Source organism: Bacillus cereus group sp. BfR-BA-01522 (assembly GCF_022662635.1).
GTDB lineage: Bacteria > Bacillota > Bacilli > Bacillales > Bacillaceae_G > Bacillus_A > Bacillus_A cytotoxicus.
Genome location: NZ_JAKUDY010000015.1, coordinates 1 through 16452 on the forward strand (window position 1 = coordinate 1; position 16452 = coordinate 16452).

The window sequence follows — 16452 nt, forward strand, 5'->3', positions numbered from 1 at the left end:
AACCGTAGGGACTACGGGGATAGCCTAATCAATAACTAACCGTTAGGTTGGTGTTCTTAGGAATCTCCCACTTCAAACAGCTCGTAAGAGTGTTAAGTGGGGGTAGTTCAATACGGATATATTTGGATTTGCATCTTGAAAGAAAAATAAGATTGTAAATGTAGCTATTATTACTCTAATAAAAGAAGAATTTCTTTATCAGTTTCCGACAGAATACTTCCACTTCAAAGAATGTGTAGGGTGTAGTCCAATGAGCAAGTGGGAGTAGTTCAAATAGGGTTTTAGAGAAGGAGTATAGTTTTATCAATCGTGCTCGGGATTTAGGAAATGCGTTTAAAAATCAATATGTCAATTTTGAAAAAAGATGAATGTAACGATTCATCTTTTTTTCGTGAATCATTATCTCATGTCGTAACTTTATATGTATACAATCTAAAAATAAATAAATACTAAATGAAGAATGAGCAATGAAAGGAAGGTCTTAGTTATGCCAAATTTAACAGAGCTTGAGTTAGAAAATTTACGCCATATTATTGGAGGACACACAACAATTGCAAACAAGTTAGATCAGTACGCGCAACAATGCACAGATCCTCAATTAAAGCAAATACTGCAACAAGATGCGCAAGCGGCAAGAAATACAAAGCAACAATTAATGTCTTTTTTAGGATAGGAGGAAATGAAAGATGAATGAAAAAGATATGGTAAATGATTATTTAGCAGGATTAAATGCAAGCTTAGCGAGTTATGCTCATTACATAGCGGAGTCCAATAATGAACAGTTACGCCAAACGTTAATTCATATTCGAAATCAAGATGAATTAAGACAACGCAAGGTATTTGAATATGCAAAGCAAAAAAATTACTATAAACCAGCAGCCCCTGCAAATCCAATGATTGTTCAGCAATTGAAAAATGAATTAAGTGCACAATAGAGCGAAAAAAATCGGGTAACATTTACCCGGTTTTTTTTTGCATTTGGATAAGTCAATAAATACGTAGAAAATATTTTTTTATATGTAACAAATATGACAAAACAAAGGTAGATGTTTCACGAAATATACATAAAGAATGCTCAAAATTTCACAATGTATCCATGTTTTCTATATTTGAAATCTTTATAATAATAAGTGAAATTAGATTACCGATTCAATTAGGAGAGATTATTATGAATAGAAACACAAGAAAAATCGCAATTATTGGAACTGGATTAGTTGGGTCAAGCTGTGCGTATTCAATTGTGAATCAAGGCATCTGTGAAGAATTAGCATTAATTGATATAGACCATGAACGTGCAGTTGGTGAAGCGATGGATTTATCACACTGTATTAACTTTACAAATACAAGAACAAAAGTATATGCAGGTACGTATGAAAACTGCAAAGACATGGACATTGTTATTATTACAGCAGGTCCAGCGCCAAAGCCTGGGCAAAGTCGATTAGATACTTTAGGGGCAAGTGCAAAAATTATGGAAAGTGTTGTAGCTTGTGTAATGAAAAGTGGATTTGATGGCATTTTCTTAATTGCTTCAAACCCAGTTGATATTATTACGTATCAAGTTTGGAAATTATCTGGTTTACCAAGAAATCGTGTGATTGGTACTGGAACATCGTTAGATTCCTCTCGATTAAGAACGATTTTATCTGAAATGTTAGAAGTGGACCCTCGTAGTATTCACGGTTATTCATTAGGGGAACATGGTGATTCTCAAATGGTTGCTTGGTCTCATGTAACAGTGGGAGGGAAACCTATTTTACAAATTTTAGAGGAAGGGAAAGATCGTTTTGGTGAAATTGACTTAGATGCAATTGTGGAAAAAACTCTAAAAGCTGGTTGGGAAATTTATAAACGAAAAGGAACTACTTATTATGGTATTGGCAACTCACTCGCATATATTGCAAAATCTATCTTTAATGATGATTATCGTGTAATCGCCGTTTCAGCTATTTTAGATGGTGAATATGGTGAGTATGATATTTGTACAGGGGTACCAGCAATTATTACAAGAGATGGTGTGAAAGAAGTTGTTGAACTAAACTTAACAGAAACTGAAGAAAGTCGATTTGCAAAGTCAAATGATATTTTACGTGATTATATGAAAACAATTGGTTACTAAACTAGGAGAAGGTGAAACAGATGAAGGAATATATTATGTCTCGTGTTTTTAAAGGTTCTGCCGGAATTGCACAAGGTATTTTTGTATCTCTCGGAATTGGTTTGCTGATTGAAAATATTGGACGAATCTTTGATATACCGATGTTAATTACAATTGGAGTTGTTGCAAAATCACTTATGGCACCAGCGATTGGAGCCGGAATTGCCTTCATGTTAGGGGCGAATGGGCTTGTTATTTTCTCGGCGATGATTGCTGGAGCCATTGGAGCTGGGGCGATTTCCATCACTGCAGCTGGTCTAATGATTAAAACTGGTGAACCGATTGGTGCGCTATTAACAGCAACTTTAGCGGTTTATATCGGAAAACGATTAAGTGGAAAAACGGCTTTAGATATGATGCTTGTTCCTTCTGCTGCAATATTAGGTTCTGGTATTGTTGGGATTTGGTTATCTCAAAATATTAGCCCAGTCTTAAATGCAGTTGGTGCATTTATTAAAGAAAGTTCAGCTGGTAGCCCATTTCTTGCTTCTGTCGTACTAGCAGTTGCTTGGGGATTATTACTTATTTCTCCAGCTTCATCGGCAGCTTTAGCAATTGCGCTTAGCTTAGATGGAGTAGCAGGCGGTGCAGCGCTGGCAGGGTGTGTTGCTCAATTTATTGGATTTTCCGTGATCTCAGCAAAGGAAAATAATTTAGGTGGCATTTTAGCACAAGCACTTTGTACTCCGAAAGTACAACTTCCCAATATCACTAAAAATCCAATCATTCTTCTCCCAACTGTCGTTGCGAGCGCAATTGTCGGTCCTGTTTCTGCACTCATTTTCCAACTGGAAGCAGGAAAAGAAATTGCTGGTCTTGGATTAAGTTCTTTCATCGCACCTATTAATTTAATTTCTAACCAAGGATTAGGTGTTGTACCAGCGATGGTAATCACTTATATCGTAATTCCAGTAGCTGTTTCATATATCATTTATATCGCATTACGAAAAGCAGGTCGTATTCATTCTGGAGATATGACTGTGCCACAATCTTAAATGAAGATTAAAAATCTCCTTTATATAGAGAGAAAAGCAGACTGAAGAAGCCACAGTCTGCTTTTCATTTATATGTTATAGGCAGTAAAACTCTTACCTCAAGATGCCAAATAGGTGGGAGTGAGGTAGGTAGGAGAAAACCTCTATTGATTTACTTTATAAGATTGCTTGACTGAAATCGTTATTCCGCTATATCTGTTTACTAATAAGAGTTGGATACTGAAATAGAGTATGCTTGCTAGTGTTATGCCAGATACAGCGTCGATAAAGGCATGTTGTTTTGTAAATAGTGTTGATAAAATGATGAGCATGCCAAAGAAAGTAAGCAAGTAATATTCCCATTTATGTTGCTCTCTTCGCTTAAAGGCAGCTAACATAATCACAAATGTTGTGAGAACATGAATGCTAGGAAAACAGTTGACAGGCTGATCAATGCTATAAATGTAGCGAACTAAGTTAGAAAATAGATCAGTGCCAACGACTGCCGGACGCGGTACAGTTGTTTGCCAAAAGTAATAAATGGAAAAACAAGTTAACTTTCCAAGAATAATGCCACTTAATGTTACATAATATTGTTTTCTGTCGGCAAAGCAATAGTAGATCAGTGCGCCATATAAATATGGAAACCAAATTAAATAGGGGATAATAAATACTTTTACAAATGGAATCCAATCATCAACGATAGTTGTAACATCGACAGCATGGGCACTCGATTTATTCAGTACATCGTAAAGGGGACTTACGAGTACAAGTAGAAGTATATAAGTTAATGGAAGAAACGATGAAAGTTTATATTTTCTCATGATGATCTCCTATTATTTTGTAATGTAAGTAAACCTTGTTGATTATAATATAGAAACTTCAAATGAGCCATTGATTTTACTTACATTTTTGTCATTTGACCTAAAAAATGGAGGGGTGCGGGATGAAACGTTTGTCTTTCTTGTTCTTTTTTATACTTTTATGTTTAGTAGGAACTGGATGTACAAAGGGAGAAGCGGGAGGAGCATTAGAGTATAATGGCAGAGCGCTTGTCATTGGTGTTATTGGTGAGAAACCAAAAGATACATTCAGAAATGTGAAGTTTGAAAATATAGCATTAAACGAAATGGAACAAAAATTAGCGGAAGTAGATGGCTTTCTTGTGATGAAGGAGAAGTTTCAAGAAGCATCAAACGAACGGTATAAAGAATTGTTTTTATCAATAAAGAAACCAGTATTTTTTATTGGCTTACAAGATAAATCTTATTCGCTTTTTATAAAGAAGAAGCTAGATTATAACCATGCACCGAAGGATGAAAATGCAATGTATACGCAAGGGTTTGTAAATATCGGAAGCGGTGAAGGACAGCAGTGGGGGATCGGTTTAACAAACGGTGGCGCTGCAGAGGAAAGTGTTCATAATATGTATATTATTGTGTTTCAGGCGATTGCGGATTATTTAAATAGACAATGAGAGGAGCCTTTAAATAAGGCTTCTTATTGTTTAAATAAACGTTTGTTTAATATATATGTTCGCCCTAAATATGATAAAAATATGTATTTTTTGTTATATTGTTTTCTTTTGATAGTGGAACAAATAAAGAAATTTGCAGGATTATTAAAAATTATCACGAAATAAATTAAAGTTTGAAGAAATAATGGTTTGAAATAATAAAACGTTTTCTATATGATAAAGGTAAAGGTTAGTAAAAAAGTAGGTGAATTTATGACAGTAACATTTTATTCATACCCAAAATGTGGCACATGTCAAAAAGCAAAGAAATGGTTTGAGGCAAACGATGTAGCATATGAGATGATTCATATTGTTGAAAATCCACCGTCACAAGAAGAATTACGCAATTTGCATATGAAAAGTGAATTGCCGTTAAAGAAATTTTTTAATACAAGCGGTATGCGTTATCGTGAGCTTGGTTTAAAAGATAAGTTAAAGGTTGCAAGTGAAGACGAAATGTTTGAACTTTTAGCGTCCGATGGTATGTTAATTAAACGTCCGATTGTAACAGATGGAACAAATGTAACACTTGGCTTTAATGAAGAGCAGTTTGAAAGTATGTGGAAAAAGTACCAATAAGGTATTTTTACATAATTAATACATTCACTGGAGGTACAGTCATGAGCATTCCAAATCATTTACGTTACTCTGAAGAACACGAATGGGTAAAAACTGAAGGGAATCAAGTTGTTATCGGTATTACTCATTTCGCACAAAGTGAGCTAGGCGATATCGTATTCGTTGAACTTCCTGAAGTAGGTGCAACACTTGAAGCTAATGAGCCATTCGGAAGCGTAGAATCTGTTAAAACAGTTTCTGAATTATATGCACCTGTAAGTGGTAAAGTTGTAGCAGTAAACGAAGAATTAAGTGATCAACCAGAACTTGTTAACGAGTCTCCATACGAAGGTGCATGGATGGTGAAAGTTGAACTTTCTGATGCAAGTGAAGTTGAAAAACTATTAACTGCAGAAAAATACGCAGAAATGACAAACCAAGACTAATTTGATTCTAGATAAAAGAGGCAGCCTATGTGCTGTCTTTTTTAATTTTTATAGTACATTGTTATCAAAAGGAATGAGAAACCATATCCCCCTTACATTCTGAACGAGCCGCTTGTGCTTTTCTTTGTAAAAATAAACAGGAAACAAGATGGGAATATCGAATATACTATATACGAAAGTAAGGTTGTTTTATAGTATATGGTGATCGGGTGATGACACATGGTTTATGTAGAAAAGGTCATTATTGTAGAAGGTAAATCAGATAGAAGAAAGATTGAATCTATTATTCGAGAACCGGTGGAAATTGTTTGTACAAATGGTACAATTGGTTTGTCGAAAATGGATGAGCTCATTGATCAGTTTTTTGATAAAGAAGTATATGTGCTAGTGGATGCTGATGATGCAGGAGAAAAGCTTCGCAAGCAATTTCGTAAGGAATTTCCGCAGGCTGAACATATTTATATTGATCGTTCATATCGTGAAGTAGCAACTGCACCGTCTTCACATTTAGCAAATGTATTATGGGGAGCTGACATTGATGTTTATACAGAATATTTACGGTAAGGAATGATGATAGAAGTGATTGACTGGACAGGTGCTGAAGCCACAAATCTAATAGTGAATCAAGAAAAAACAGTGTTATATGTATATACTCCAATGTGTGGTACATGCCAATTGGCGAAAAAAATGTTAACTGTTGTAGAAGCAACGATTGTTGACTTAGAAGTTGGCATGTTAGATTTAAATTATGCTCCGCATTTAGCACGTGAATATGAGATAGAAAGTGTTCCTTGTTTACTCATATTTGAAAATGGAACGTTGAAGAAGAAAATATATGCATTTCATTCAGTTGAATATTTATATAAGGAACTACAGTAGGCGGCAAAAAATTTGCCGCCTCGACACATTTCTTGGGAAATATGTTGAAATGGCAGAGGTAATACAGTATTTGTCGAGCAAAAGGAAGAGGATTGATGCTTAGGGAATGGAAAGGTATTAGTAGAAAGTGATATGAAGGATGTGATGAGAATGAAATTATATTCAATGCTTCAATCATTTGTAACACATGCTAATAAACAATATCATTTAGAACCTCTTTTGCGTCAAGCAGGAAAAGTCATTAGTATTCATTTTGGAGATGAGTGCCATTCCCTCCAAATTTCAAGGGATTATATACAGCTTGTAAAAGGAGATAGGGGAACCGAACAAATCCACTGTTTTAAAGAAGAAGATTTACAACAATTAGTTACAGGGAATGTTCGTTTGCAAAAGCTAATTCATGAAGGTCGTGTACATTATGCGGGGACATATCGCACGATGCTATTATTGGAGTCCATGTTTCATATTTGTAAACCAATGCCAGTGGGCGCTTAATATTCTTAAAATTTTCTTTTTAAGAAATTTTTTGTTGACAGAGTGAATGTATATTGATAAAATTCAAGTCATAAAATATAGATAATTTCATAAATTTTGAATCAGAAGAAAATTAGATCTGATTTCTCTTATCAAGAGAGGTGGAGGGACTGTGCCCTATGAAGCCCGGCAACCGTCAACGATTTTGTTGAAATGGTGCCAATTCCTGCAAAGCAAATGCTTTGAGAGATGAGAGAAAGGATTATGTTGATATACGCATAAAAACCTTTCTGCTCATTGTAAAGCAGAAAGGTTTTTTTGTTGTTTGAATGAGGAGGACATTTAAACAACAGGAAAAATCGATAAGAAATTGAGCAGATGGCGACAGTTCAGTATTCTTACACCAAAAATAAAAAATGTGAGAGTCATTCTGAACGAGCTACTTACGCTTTTTATGAAATCCAGCTTCAGTAGCTAGAATGTTCGGTGGCTTCGCTTCTTTCTACGAGGCAAAAAGGCGCCTCTACGTCAGAAGCTCCATCCCCCTTACATTCTGAACGAGCTACTTACGCTTTTTAATTAAAGGGGTGAACATCATGATTCTATTAGAAAATGTGAAAAAGATATATCAGTCAAAAAACGGTGATGTGATTGCTGTAGATCGGGCCAATTTAAAAATAGAGGAAGGCGAAATTTTTGGGGTTATCGGATATAGCGGTGCAGGTAAGAGTTCGTTAATTCGCTTGTTTAATCAGTTGGAGAAACCAACTTCTGGTCAAATTACAGTTGCTAATCGTTTGATTTCAGCCATTACCGGTAATGAACTTCGAAAGGCAAGACAAGAAATTGGGATGATCTTTCAACATTTCAATTTACTTTGGTCAAGAACTGTTCGTGAGAATATTGCTTTTCCTCTCGAGATTGCTGGTGTGGATAAAAAGGAGCGAAAGAAACGTGTAGATGAGCTTATTCGTCTTGTCGGATTAGAAGGGAGAGGAGATGCTTATCCATCTCAACTGAGCGGTGGACAAAAACAACGCGTCGGGATTGCAAGAGCGTTGGCTAACAATCCGAAAGTACTTTTATGTGATGAAGCAACATCGGCGCTTGATCCGGAAACAACAGATCAAATTTTAGATTTACTACTAGATATTAATAAACGCCTTAACTTAACCATTGTGCTTATTACTCATGAAATGCATGTGATTCAAAAGATTTGTAATCGTGTTGCAGTGATGGAAAAAGGGAAAATTGTAGAGACAGGTTCTGTACTAGAGGTATTTCGTAATCCGCAGCAAGAGATTACAAAGCGATTTGTTCAGCAATTAACAGATTCTGAAGATACGAATGAAACGATTGAAAACTTATTAGAGAAATACCCAGATGGTAAAGTCATTCGTTTGCAATTTATTGGAGATTCTGTAGAGCGCCCAGTGTTACAAGGGTTAATGAGGAGAGAGGATGTAGAAGTTAGCGTGCTTCAAGGAAATATCGCGCAGACAAATAATGGAGCATACGGAAGCTTAATTGTTCATTTAAATGGTGAAGAAGCAGCCATTCAGCAGGCAATAGCAGGAATCCATCAAGAGAAAGTAGAGCTGGAGGTGGTTGCACATGGATAAATTGCTCACAAATGTCGATTGGAATCAAATGCTAGAAGCAACAGGAGAAACATTATACATGACGGCAATCGCAGCAATTGCCACATTTATTTTAGGACTTATGTTAGGATTACTGCTCTTTATGACAGCGAAGGATAATTTGTGGGAAAACAAAGTGATTCATACAGGAATCGGGGCATTCGTAAATATTTTTAGATCAATCCCGTTCATCATTTTAATCATTCTACTTATTCCGTTTACAAAGATTCTTCTTGGAACAATTCTTGGAGCAAGTGCAGCATTGCCTGCTTTGATTATTGGAGCGGCCCCATTTTATGCGAGAATGGTTGAAATCGCGCTTCGTGAAATTGATAAAGGTGTGATTGAAGCTTCAAAGGCAATGGGAGCGAAAACAAGCACAATTATTTGGAAAGTATTAATTCCAGAATCTTTGCCAGCACTTGTATCTGGTATTACCGTAACGACAATTGCACTTGTTGGTTATACAGCAATGGCAGGCGTTGTTGGCGCTGGCGGACTCGGTACACTAGCATATTTAGAAGGGTTCCAGCGGGGAAACAACGATGTGACAATTGTTGCGACAATTTGTGTATTGCTGGTTGTGTTTTTCATTCAATTTATTGGAGATTTTGCGACAACTCGGATTGATAAACGATAAATCGATTAAAAATTAGGAAGGATGTTAACAACATGAAAAAATTATTACTTTCAGCACTTATTACGACATCAATTTTTGGATTAACAGCTTGCGGTGGGAAAAGTGAAGATAAGCTTGTTGTCGGTGCTTCTAATGTACCGCACGCTGAGATTTTAGAGAAGGCAAAACCATTGCTTGAGAAAAAGGGCGTTGTGTTAAAAATTGAAAAATTTCAGGACTATGTATTACCGAATAAATCATTAGCAGATAAAGAATTAGATGCAAACTATTTCCAGCATATTCCGTATTTAGAGAAAGAAATAAAGGATAAAGGGTATAAGTTTGAAATAGCAGGCAAAATTCATTTAGAACCGATTGGAGTATACTCTCAAAAATATAAAAGCTTAAAAGAGCTTCCAGATGGAGCGACAGTAATTATGAGTAACTCTGTGGCTGATCATGGCCGCGGATTAGCAATCTTACAAAAAGAGGGCATTTTAAAAATTAAAGATGGTGTAGATCCTGTGAAAGCAACAACAAAAGATATTGCGGAAAATCCAAAGAACTTGAAGTTTAAAACAGATATCGAACCAGGTCTATTGCCACAAGTGTATAACAACAAGGAAGGCGATGCGGTTTTAATTAACTCAAACTATGCAATTGATGCAAAATTAGATCCAGGAAAAGATGCAATTGCGATTGAAAGTAATGATTCTCCATATACAAACGTAGTGGCAGTTCGTAAAGGGGATAAAGATAAAAAAGAGATTAAAGCGCTTGTAGAAGTATTGCATTCGAAAGAAATTGAAGATTTCATCAAGAAAGAATATAAAGGGGCGGTTGTTCCTGTAAAAGAATAATGGCAGGAAAAAAGGCTGAGAAATTCTCAGTCTTTTTTCTTTATATATATAAGAAGAAAGGTGTATCATAATAGAATGTGAGGGAAAATCTATACACATTTGTGAAAAAATTATTACTTTTTTTCAGCGTTTGCGATATCATTTTATTTGATATAAAATTAGAATGAGAATAAAATGAGAATGTGAATGTTTTAGGAATTTTTAAAATGTATATAGAGGATTATTGGAGGTATTGAGATGGCTGGTTCTACATTAACGGTTAAAGACTTACATGTATCAATCGATGGCAAAGAAATTTTAAAAGGTGTAAACCTGGAAGTAAAAGGTGGAGAAATCCACGCAATTATGGGACCTAACGGAACGGGTAAATCAACTTTATCTTCTGCAATTATGGGTCACCCAAAATATGAAGTAACAGAAGGAAGCATCATCATCGACGGTGAAGATGTACTAGAAATGGAAGTAGATGAGCGTGCACAAGCAGGTCTATTCCTAGCAATGCAATATCCAAGCGAAATTAGCGGAGTAACAAACGCTGACTTCTTACGTTCAGCAATTAATGCACGCCGCGAGGAAGGCGATGAAATTTCTCTTATGAAATTTATCCGCAAACTAGATAAAAACATGGAATTTCTAGAAATGGATCCAGAAATGGCACAACGTTACTTAAATGAAGGTTTCTCTGGCGGTGAGAAAAAACGTAACGAAATTCTTCAATTAATGATGATTGAGCCAAAAATTGCAATCTTAGATGAAATCGACTCTGGTCTTGATATCGATGCATTAAAAGTTGTATCTAAAGGTATTAACGCAATGCGCGGTGAAGAGTTTGGTTGCTTAATGATTACGCATTACCAACGTTTATTAAACTACATTACTCCAGATTTCGTTCACGTTATGATGAACGGTCGTATTGTAAAATCTGGTGGTCCTGAGCTTGCTCAACGTCTAGAAGCTGAAGGTTATGACTGGATCAAAAAAGAATTAGGTATTGAAGACGAAACAGCAGAGCAAGAAGCGTAAGAGAGGAGCATAAATATGACAATCGGTACATTACCTTTCGATCAAGAAACAATCCGTCAGCGCGCAAGCGAAGTAAACGAAGCTGCTTGGTTGACTGAGTTCCGCTTACAAGCTCTTGCACAAGCAACTGAACTTCCAATGCCAACGCCTGATAAAACAAAAATCGATAAATGGGACTTTATCGGAAAAGGCACTACTCTTAAGCAAGAGTCTGTAAGTTCTTTAGCGGAACTTCCAGAAGCAGTGAAAAACTTAATTGATGAAAATAATAACGTACTAGTCGGACGCACTGGCACAAAAGCATTTGTTTCTTTAGCGGACGAAGCAAAAGAAAAAGGTGTTATTTTCACAGATATTGTAACGGCTGCAACTGAGCATGCTGAATTAGTACAAAAGTACTTAATGAAAGATGGCGTGAAAGTGGATGAGCATCGTTTAACAGCACTTCACGCAGCATTAATCAATGGCGGGGCATTTGTATATGTTCCAAAAAACGTTGTACTTGAAACACCACTTCAAGCGGTATTCTTAGTAGATGGCGAAGAAGCAAACTTATATAACCATGTATTATTCGTAGCTGATGAAAACAGTTCTGCAACTTACGTGGAAAACTATGTAGCAGATGAAAATGTTACTGGTATTGCAAATATCGTAGCAGAAGTAATCGTAGAACAAGGTGCACAGGTGAAATTTGGTGCAGTGGATCTATTAGCGAAAGGTGTAACAACGTATGTAAATCGTCGCGGTGTTGTAGGACGTGATGCTCGTATTGAATGGGCATTAGGTCTTATGAACGACGGTGATACAATTTCAGAGAACGTAACGAACTTAATGGGTGACGGATCATTTGCTGATACAAAAACAGTAACAATCGGTCGCGGCAATCAAACACAAAACTTTACAACAAAAGTTGTTCATTTTGGTAAACACTCTGAAGGTTATATTTTAAAACACGGTGTACAAAAAGATAGCGCAACTTCTATCTTTAACGGAATTGGTAAGATTGAACACGGTGCATCTAAATCAAATGCACAACAATCTTCTCGCGTTCTTATGTTAAGTGAAAAAGCACGCGGTGATGCAAATCCAATTCTTCTAATTGATGAAGATGATGTAATGGCAGGTCACGCAGCTTCTGTTGGCCGCGTAGATCCAGTACAACTATACTACTTAATGAGTCGTGGTATTCCGAAGAAAGAAGCGGAACGCTTAGTCATCCATGGATTCTTAGCACCTGTAGTAAATGAGCTTCCAATTGAAGGAGTAAAAACACAGCTTGTTGAGGTAATTGAAAGGAAAGTTCGCTAATGAATATTCATGAAATACGCAAACAGTTTCCAATTCTTGATCAAAAAGTGAACGGCAAACAACTTGTTTATTTCGATAGTGCAGCAACTTCTCAAAAACCAATTCAAGTGATTGAAACGTTAGAACGTTATTATAAAGAATATAATTCTAACGTGCATCGCGGTGTTCATACGCTCGGTACAAAAGCTACCGATGCGTATGAAGGTGCACGTGAGAAAGTTCGCAAGTTTATTAATGCGAAATCAATGGAAGAAATTATTTTCACACGCGGAACGACAACTGCATTAAATACAGTAGCAGCAAGTTATGGCCGTGAAAATGTAAAAGAAGGCGATGAAATTGTTATCTCTTACATGGAGCACCATAGTAACATTATTCCGTGGCAACAAGTTGCAAAGAAAACAGGGGCAACGTTAAAATATCTTCCGCTTCAGCCAGATGGAACAATCTCTATTGAAGATGCCCGTCAAACCATTACACCAAATACGAAAATTGTTTCTATCATGTATGTATCAAACGTACTTGGAACGATTAACCCTGTAAAAGAAATTGCAGAAATCGCTCATCAAAACGGTGCCATTATGGTCGTTGACGGTGCACAAAGTACACCTCATATGAAAGTAGATGTACAAGATTTAAACTGCGATTTCTATGCGTTATCCGCTCATAAAATGTGCGGGCCTACAGGTATCGGTGTATTATACGGTAAGAAGGAATTGCTAGAAAATATGGAGCCAATTGAATTTGGCGGTGAAATGATTGATTTTGTAGATTTACAAGATTCTACATGGAAAGAGCTTCCGTGGAAGTTTGAAGCCGGTACACCGATTATCGGTAATGCAATCGGACTTGGAGCAGCAATTGATTTCCTAGAAGAAATCGGTCTTGATAATATTGAAAAGCATGAACATGAATTAGCGCAGTACGCTTTAGAAAGACTATCGGAAGTAGATGGCGTTACAATTTATGGTCCAAAGCATCGCGCTGGTCTTGTTACATTTAATATTGATGAAGTACATCCACACGATGTTGCGACAGTACTAGATGTAGAAGGCATTGCGGTTCGCGCAGGACATCACTGTGCACAACCGCTTATGAAGTGGCTAAAAGCTTCTTCTACAGCACGTGCAAGCTTCTATTTATATAATACAAAAGAAGAAATTGATACATTTGTTGAAGCGCTAACGAAAACAAAGGAGTATTTCACAAATGTCTTTTAATAATTTAGATACGTTATATCGTCAAGTTATTATGGATCATTATAAGAATCCACGTAACCATGGCGTGTTAGAAGATAGTGTTACAGTTAACTTAAACAACCCAACTTGCGGCGATTGTATTCAGCTTACGATGAAAGTAGAAGAGGGAATCGTAAAAGAAGCGAAGTTTGAGGGAGAAGGATGTTCCATTTCAATGTCTTCAGCTTCGATGATGACGCAAGCGGTAAAAGGAAAGAAAATTGAAGATGCACTTAAGCTTTCGAAAATTTTCTCTGACATGATGCTAGGAAAAGAGTATGATGACAGCGTAGATTTAGGAGATATTGAAGCATTACAAGGTGTATGCAAGTTTCCAGCGCGTATTAAATGTGCAACATTAGCTTGGAAAGCGTTAGAAAAAGGCTTAAACGAAGAAAAGTAATGTGAGAAGTTCCTAAAGACGGAGTTATCTAAGGAGGGACATACCAACATGGCGAAACAAATGCCAGATATCGGCGATTACAAATATGGTTTCAAGGATAAAGACGTTTCGATTTTCCGTGCAGGTCGCGGTTTAACAAAAGAAATCGTAGAAGAGATTTCACATATGAAAGAAGAACCAAAGTGGATGTTAGACTTCCGCTTGAAAGCACTGGATAAGTTCTATGAAATGCCAATGCCACAATGGGGCGGCGATTTAAACGATTTAGATTTCGATGAAATTACGTACTACGTAAAACCATCTGAGAAATCTGAGAAGTCTTGGGATGAAGTACCTGATGAAATTAAAGCAACATTTGATAAATTAGGTATTCCAGAAGCTGAGCAAAAATATTTAGCGGGTGTATCAGCGCAGTATGAATCTGAAGTTGTATATCACAACATGAAAGAAGACCTAGAAGCGCTAGGAATTGTCTTCAAAGATACAGATAGCGCATTAAAAGAAAACGAAGATATTTTCCGTGAGCATTTCGGAAAAGTAATCCCGCCAACTGACAACAAGTTTGCAGCATTAAACTCTGCAGTTTGGTCTGGTGGATCATTTATCTACGTTCCAAAAGGTGTAAAAGTAGATACACCACTTCAAGCGTATTTCCGTATTAACTCTGAAAATATGGGACAATTCGAGCGTACGCTTATTATCGTAGATGAAGGTGCGCACGTACACTACGTTGAAGGATGTACAGCTCCTGTTTACACTACTAACTCACTTCACAGTGCGGTAGTAGAAATCATCATTAAGAAAGATGCATATTGCCGTTATACAACAATCCAAAACTGGGCAAATAACGTATACAATCTCGTTACAAAACGTGCGGTTTGTGAAGAAAACGCAACGATGGAATGGATTGACGGTAACATCGGTTCTAAATTAACGATGAAATACCCAGCTGTTATTTTAAAAGGTGAAGGTGCACGCGGTTTAACATTATCTATCGCGATTGCTGGTAAAGGCCAACATCAAGATGCTGGTGCGAAAATGATTCACTTAGCACCAAATACATCTTCAACAATCGTATCTAAATCGATTGCAAAACATGGTGGTAAAGTAACATACCGTGGTATCGTACATTTCGGACCAAAAGCGAAAAACTCTCGCTCTAACATCGAGTGTGATACATTAATTATGGATAACCAATCTACATCTGATACAATTCCTTATAACGAAATCAAAAACGATTACGTTTCACTTGAGCACGAAGCGAAAGTATCAAAAGTATCAGAAGAACAATTATTCTATCTAATGAGCCGCGGTATTTCTGAGCAAGAAGCAACAGAAATGATTGTAATGGGCTTCATCGAGCCATTCACTCGCGAACTTCCAATGGAATACGCAGTAGAAATGAACCGTCTTATCAAATTTGAAATGGAAGGTTCTATCGGTTAATTTAAAAATAGAAGCGCCCTGCTTGGCAGGGTGCTTTTTTATGTGCAGTAAGAAAATATTGGCGATTTCAGCATGGAAACTCGGGTTGGGATTTCGAGTTTTTTCGTCTCTTATAAGGATATTTCTATTCAAAGTGTTAATATCTGAATTTTTACTACATTTTATAAAAAGTTATTATTTGTATAAATTGTTAACAAATGTAAAAAGAAGAAGGCGATTTAGAGCGAAAGATAGAATGTATTGTAGGTAACTATCAATAAAACAAGAAGAAAGGGGAAATGAGTAGCTATGAAAAAAGTTTTAGGAGTTATTATGAGTTTTCTATTTGTTTTTATGTTCATGGGAGGGAATACGACGTTCGCAAAAGAAACATCAGAGAATTTTAGTTTTTCTCTTGAACAGGGAAAATCGTATCAATGGATGCCTGGGATGAACGATTTATTTTTGTTCGACCATCCAGTAAATGATGTAACTATTGGAGCAATGCAATATACTGTGGATGGAAGTGAGGCTAAAGTGACATATGAATTAGTTCCACTTAGTCCGCTCGGAACATCTCATGCAAAAACATTAACGGGTACGTATACGAAAGAACAAGGAAAGCTATATTTTTATAATATTTCGCGTGGAATCTATGTCATGAAGGTTACAAATCAGTCTAGCAGTCCTGTATATGGAAATTTTTATGCGTTTTATTAAACCGAATAAGCGATAAGAAAAAAGGTTCTCCCTATGTAGAGAACCTTTTTATAAATTTACTCATATATTCAATTTTTACTTCGTTATATAATGCGGGAAATTTTGAATTAAAACACTTTACGTTGATAAATAAATAACGATACGCTCTATGAAACAATATAAGCAAATGCGCTGATCGCTATAGCTATATGCTATACAAAGCAGGTGCAGG

At 36.4% G+C, this 16452-nt stretch carries 20 protein-coding genes and 1 riboswitch; of the genes, 19 read left to right on the forward strand and 1 reads right to left on the reverse strand.

Translation table 11 applies throughout. The features are described from left to right. The first annotated feature begins 487 nt into the window (after positions 1 to 487). The 4 genes from MR059_RS17675 to MR059_RS17690 all read left to right on the forward strand — a co-directional run bounded on the left by MR059_RS17675 (position 488) and on the right by MR059_RS17690 (position 3153). Complete coding sequence (locus MR059_RS17675) at positions 488 to 673, forward strand: hypothetical protein (protein WP_012096045.1); 186 nt, start codon at positions 488 to 490, stop codon at positions 671 to 673. Between the two features lie 13 nt (positions 674 to 686). Further along, positions 687 to 935: a spore coat protein gene (locus MR059_RS17680; protein ID WP_012096044.1), complete on the forward strand. Its 249-nt coding sequence runs from the start codon at positions 687 to 689 to the stop codon at positions 933 to 935. Positions 936 to 1168: 233 nt separating this feature from the next. Continuing rightward, entirely contained in the window at positions 1169 to 2119 is a 951-nt protein-coding gene (locus tag MR059_RS17685; RefSeq protein WP_048723188.1) for an L-lactate dehydrogenase, read from the forward strand. Between the two features lie 20 nt (positions 2120 to 2139). After that, positions 2140 to 3153, forward strand: coding sequence for a PTS sugar transporter subunit IIC (locus tag MR059_RS17690; protein ID WP_012096042.1), 1014 nt, complete (start codon positions 2140 to 2142; stop codon positions 3151 to 3153). Positions 3154 to 3296: 143 nt separating this feature from the next. Here MR059_RS17690 and MR059_RS17695 read toward each other — a convergent pair whose 3' ends face one another. After that, complete coding sequence (locus tag MR059_RS17695; RefSeq protein WP_012096041.1) at positions 3297 to 3956, reverse strand: phosphatase PAP2 family protein; 660 nt, start codon at positions 3954 to 3956, stop codon at positions 3297 to 3299. 122 nt (positions 3957 to 4078) lie between these two features. Between MR059_RS17695 and MR059_RS17700 the strand changes: the two genes are divergently transcribed. The 15 genes from MR059_RS17700 to MR059_RS17770 all read left to right on the forward strand — a co-directional run bounded on the left by MR059_RS17700 (position 4079) and on the right by MR059_RS17770 (position 16241). After that, positions 4079 to 4609, forward strand: coding sequence for a hypothetical protein (locus tag MR059_RS17700; protein WP_048723186.1), 531 nt, complete (start codon positions 4079 to 4081; stop codon positions 4607 to 4609). A gap of 252 nt (positions 4610 to 4861) precedes the next feature. Continuing rightward, the gene (locus MR059_RS17705) at positions 4862 to 5227 is read left to right on the forward strand and encodes an arsenate reductase family protein (protein ID WP_012096039.1); all 366 of its coding nucleotides are present in this window, start codon (positions 4862 to 4864) and stop codon (positions 5225 to 5227) included. A gap of 41 nt (positions 5228 to 5268) precedes the next feature. Further along, positions 5269 to 5652, forward strand: coding sequence for a glycine cleavage system protein GcvH (gene gcvH / locus MR059_RS17710; RefSeq protein WP_012096038.1), 384 nt, complete (start codon positions 5269 to 5271; stop codon positions 5650 to 5652). A 219-nt stretch (positions 5653 to 5871) separates the two neighbouring features. After that, a complete protein-coding gene (locus tag MR059_RS17715) occupies positions 5872 to 6216 on the forward strand; it encodes a toprim domain-containing protein (protein ID WP_012096037.1) in 345 nt (114 codons plus the stop codon). A 6-nt stretch (positions 6217 to 6222) separates the two neighbouring features. Beyond that, entirely contained in the window at positions 6223 to 6531 is a 309-nt protein-coding gene (locus MR059_RS17720) for a thioredoxin family protein (RefSeq protein WP_087099319.1), read from the forward strand. A 150-nt stretch (positions 6532 to 6681) separates the two neighbouring features. After that, positions 6682 to 7026, forward strand: a complete 345-nt coding sequence (locus MR059_RS17725; RefSeq protein ID WP_041810111.1) for a hypothetical protein — start codon at positions 6682 to 6684, stop codon at positions 7024 to 7026. A gap of 125 nt (positions 7027 to 7151) precedes the next feature. Next, a riboswitch (SAM riboswitch) is annotated at positions 7152 to 7261 on the forward strand. Between the two features lie 340 nt (positions 7262 to 7601). After that, on the forward strand, positions 7602 to 8627 hold the full coding sequence (locus MR059_RS17730) for a methionine ABC transporter ATP-binding protein (protein WP_048723183.1): 1026 nt from the start codon (positions 7602 to 7604) through the stop codon (positions 8625 to 8627). Continuing rightward, the gene (locus MR059_RS17735; protein ID WP_012096033.1) at positions 8620 to 9285 is read left to right on the forward strand and encodes a methionine ABC transporter permease; all 666 of its coding nucleotides are present in this window, start codon (positions 8620 to 8622) and stop codon (positions 9283 to 9285) included. The genes MR059_RS17730 and MR059_RS17735 overlap by 8 nt, the downstream gene beginning before the upstream one ends. Before the next feature lie 32 nt (positions 9286 to 9317). After that, positions 9318 to 10124, forward strand: coding sequence for a methionine ABC transporter substrate-binding lipoprotein MetQ (metQ, locus tag MR059_RS17740; protein ID WP_012096032.1), 807 nt, complete (start codon positions 9318 to 9320; stop codon positions 10122 to 10124). A gap of 237 nt (positions 10125 to 10361) precedes the next feature. Next, entirely contained in the window at positions 10362 to 11147 is a 786-nt protein-coding gene (sufC, locus tag MR059_RS17745; protein ID WP_012096031.1) for a Fe-S cluster assembly ATPase SufC, read from the forward strand. A gap of 15 nt (positions 11148 to 11162) precedes the next feature. Next, complete coding sequence (gene sufD, locus MR059_RS17750) at positions 11163 to 12455, forward strand: Fe-S cluster assembly protein SufD (protein WP_012096030.1); 1293 nt, start codon at positions 11163 to 11165, stop codon at positions 12453 to 12455. Beyond that, positions 12455 to 13675 carry a cysteine desulfurase SufS gene (gene sufS, locus MR059_RS17755; RefSeq protein ID WP_012096029.1) on the forward strand — a complete coding sequence of 407 codons (1221 nt, stop codon included), beginning with the start codon at positions 12455 to 12457 and terminating at the stop codon, positions 13673 to 13675. Before sufD ends, sufS begins: the two co-directional genes overlap by 1 nt. Next, positions 13665 to 14096, forward strand: a complete 432-nt coding sequence (sufU, locus tag MR059_RS17760; RefSeq protein WP_012096028.1) for a Fe-S cluster assembly sulfur transfer protein SufU — start codon at positions 13665 to 13667, stop codon at positions 14094 to 14096. The genes sufS and sufU overlap by 11 nt, the downstream gene beginning before the upstream one ends. A gap of 48 nt (positions 14097 to 14144) precedes the next feature. Continuing rightward, a complete protein-coding gene (gene sufB / locus MR059_RS17765) occupies positions 14145 to 15542 on the forward strand; it encodes a Fe-S cluster assembly protein SufB (RefSeq protein ID WP_012096027.1) in 1398 nt (465 codons plus the stop codon). A 288-nt stretch (positions 15543 to 15830) separates the two neighbouring features. After that, positions 15831 to 16241 (forward strand): hypothetical protein, encoded by a 411-nt coding sequence (locus tag MR059_RS17770; protein ID WP_012096026.1) that lies wholly within the window; start codon positions 15831 to 15833, stop codon positions 16239 to 16241. The last annotated feature ends 211 nt before the right edge of the window (positions 16242 to 16452 follow it).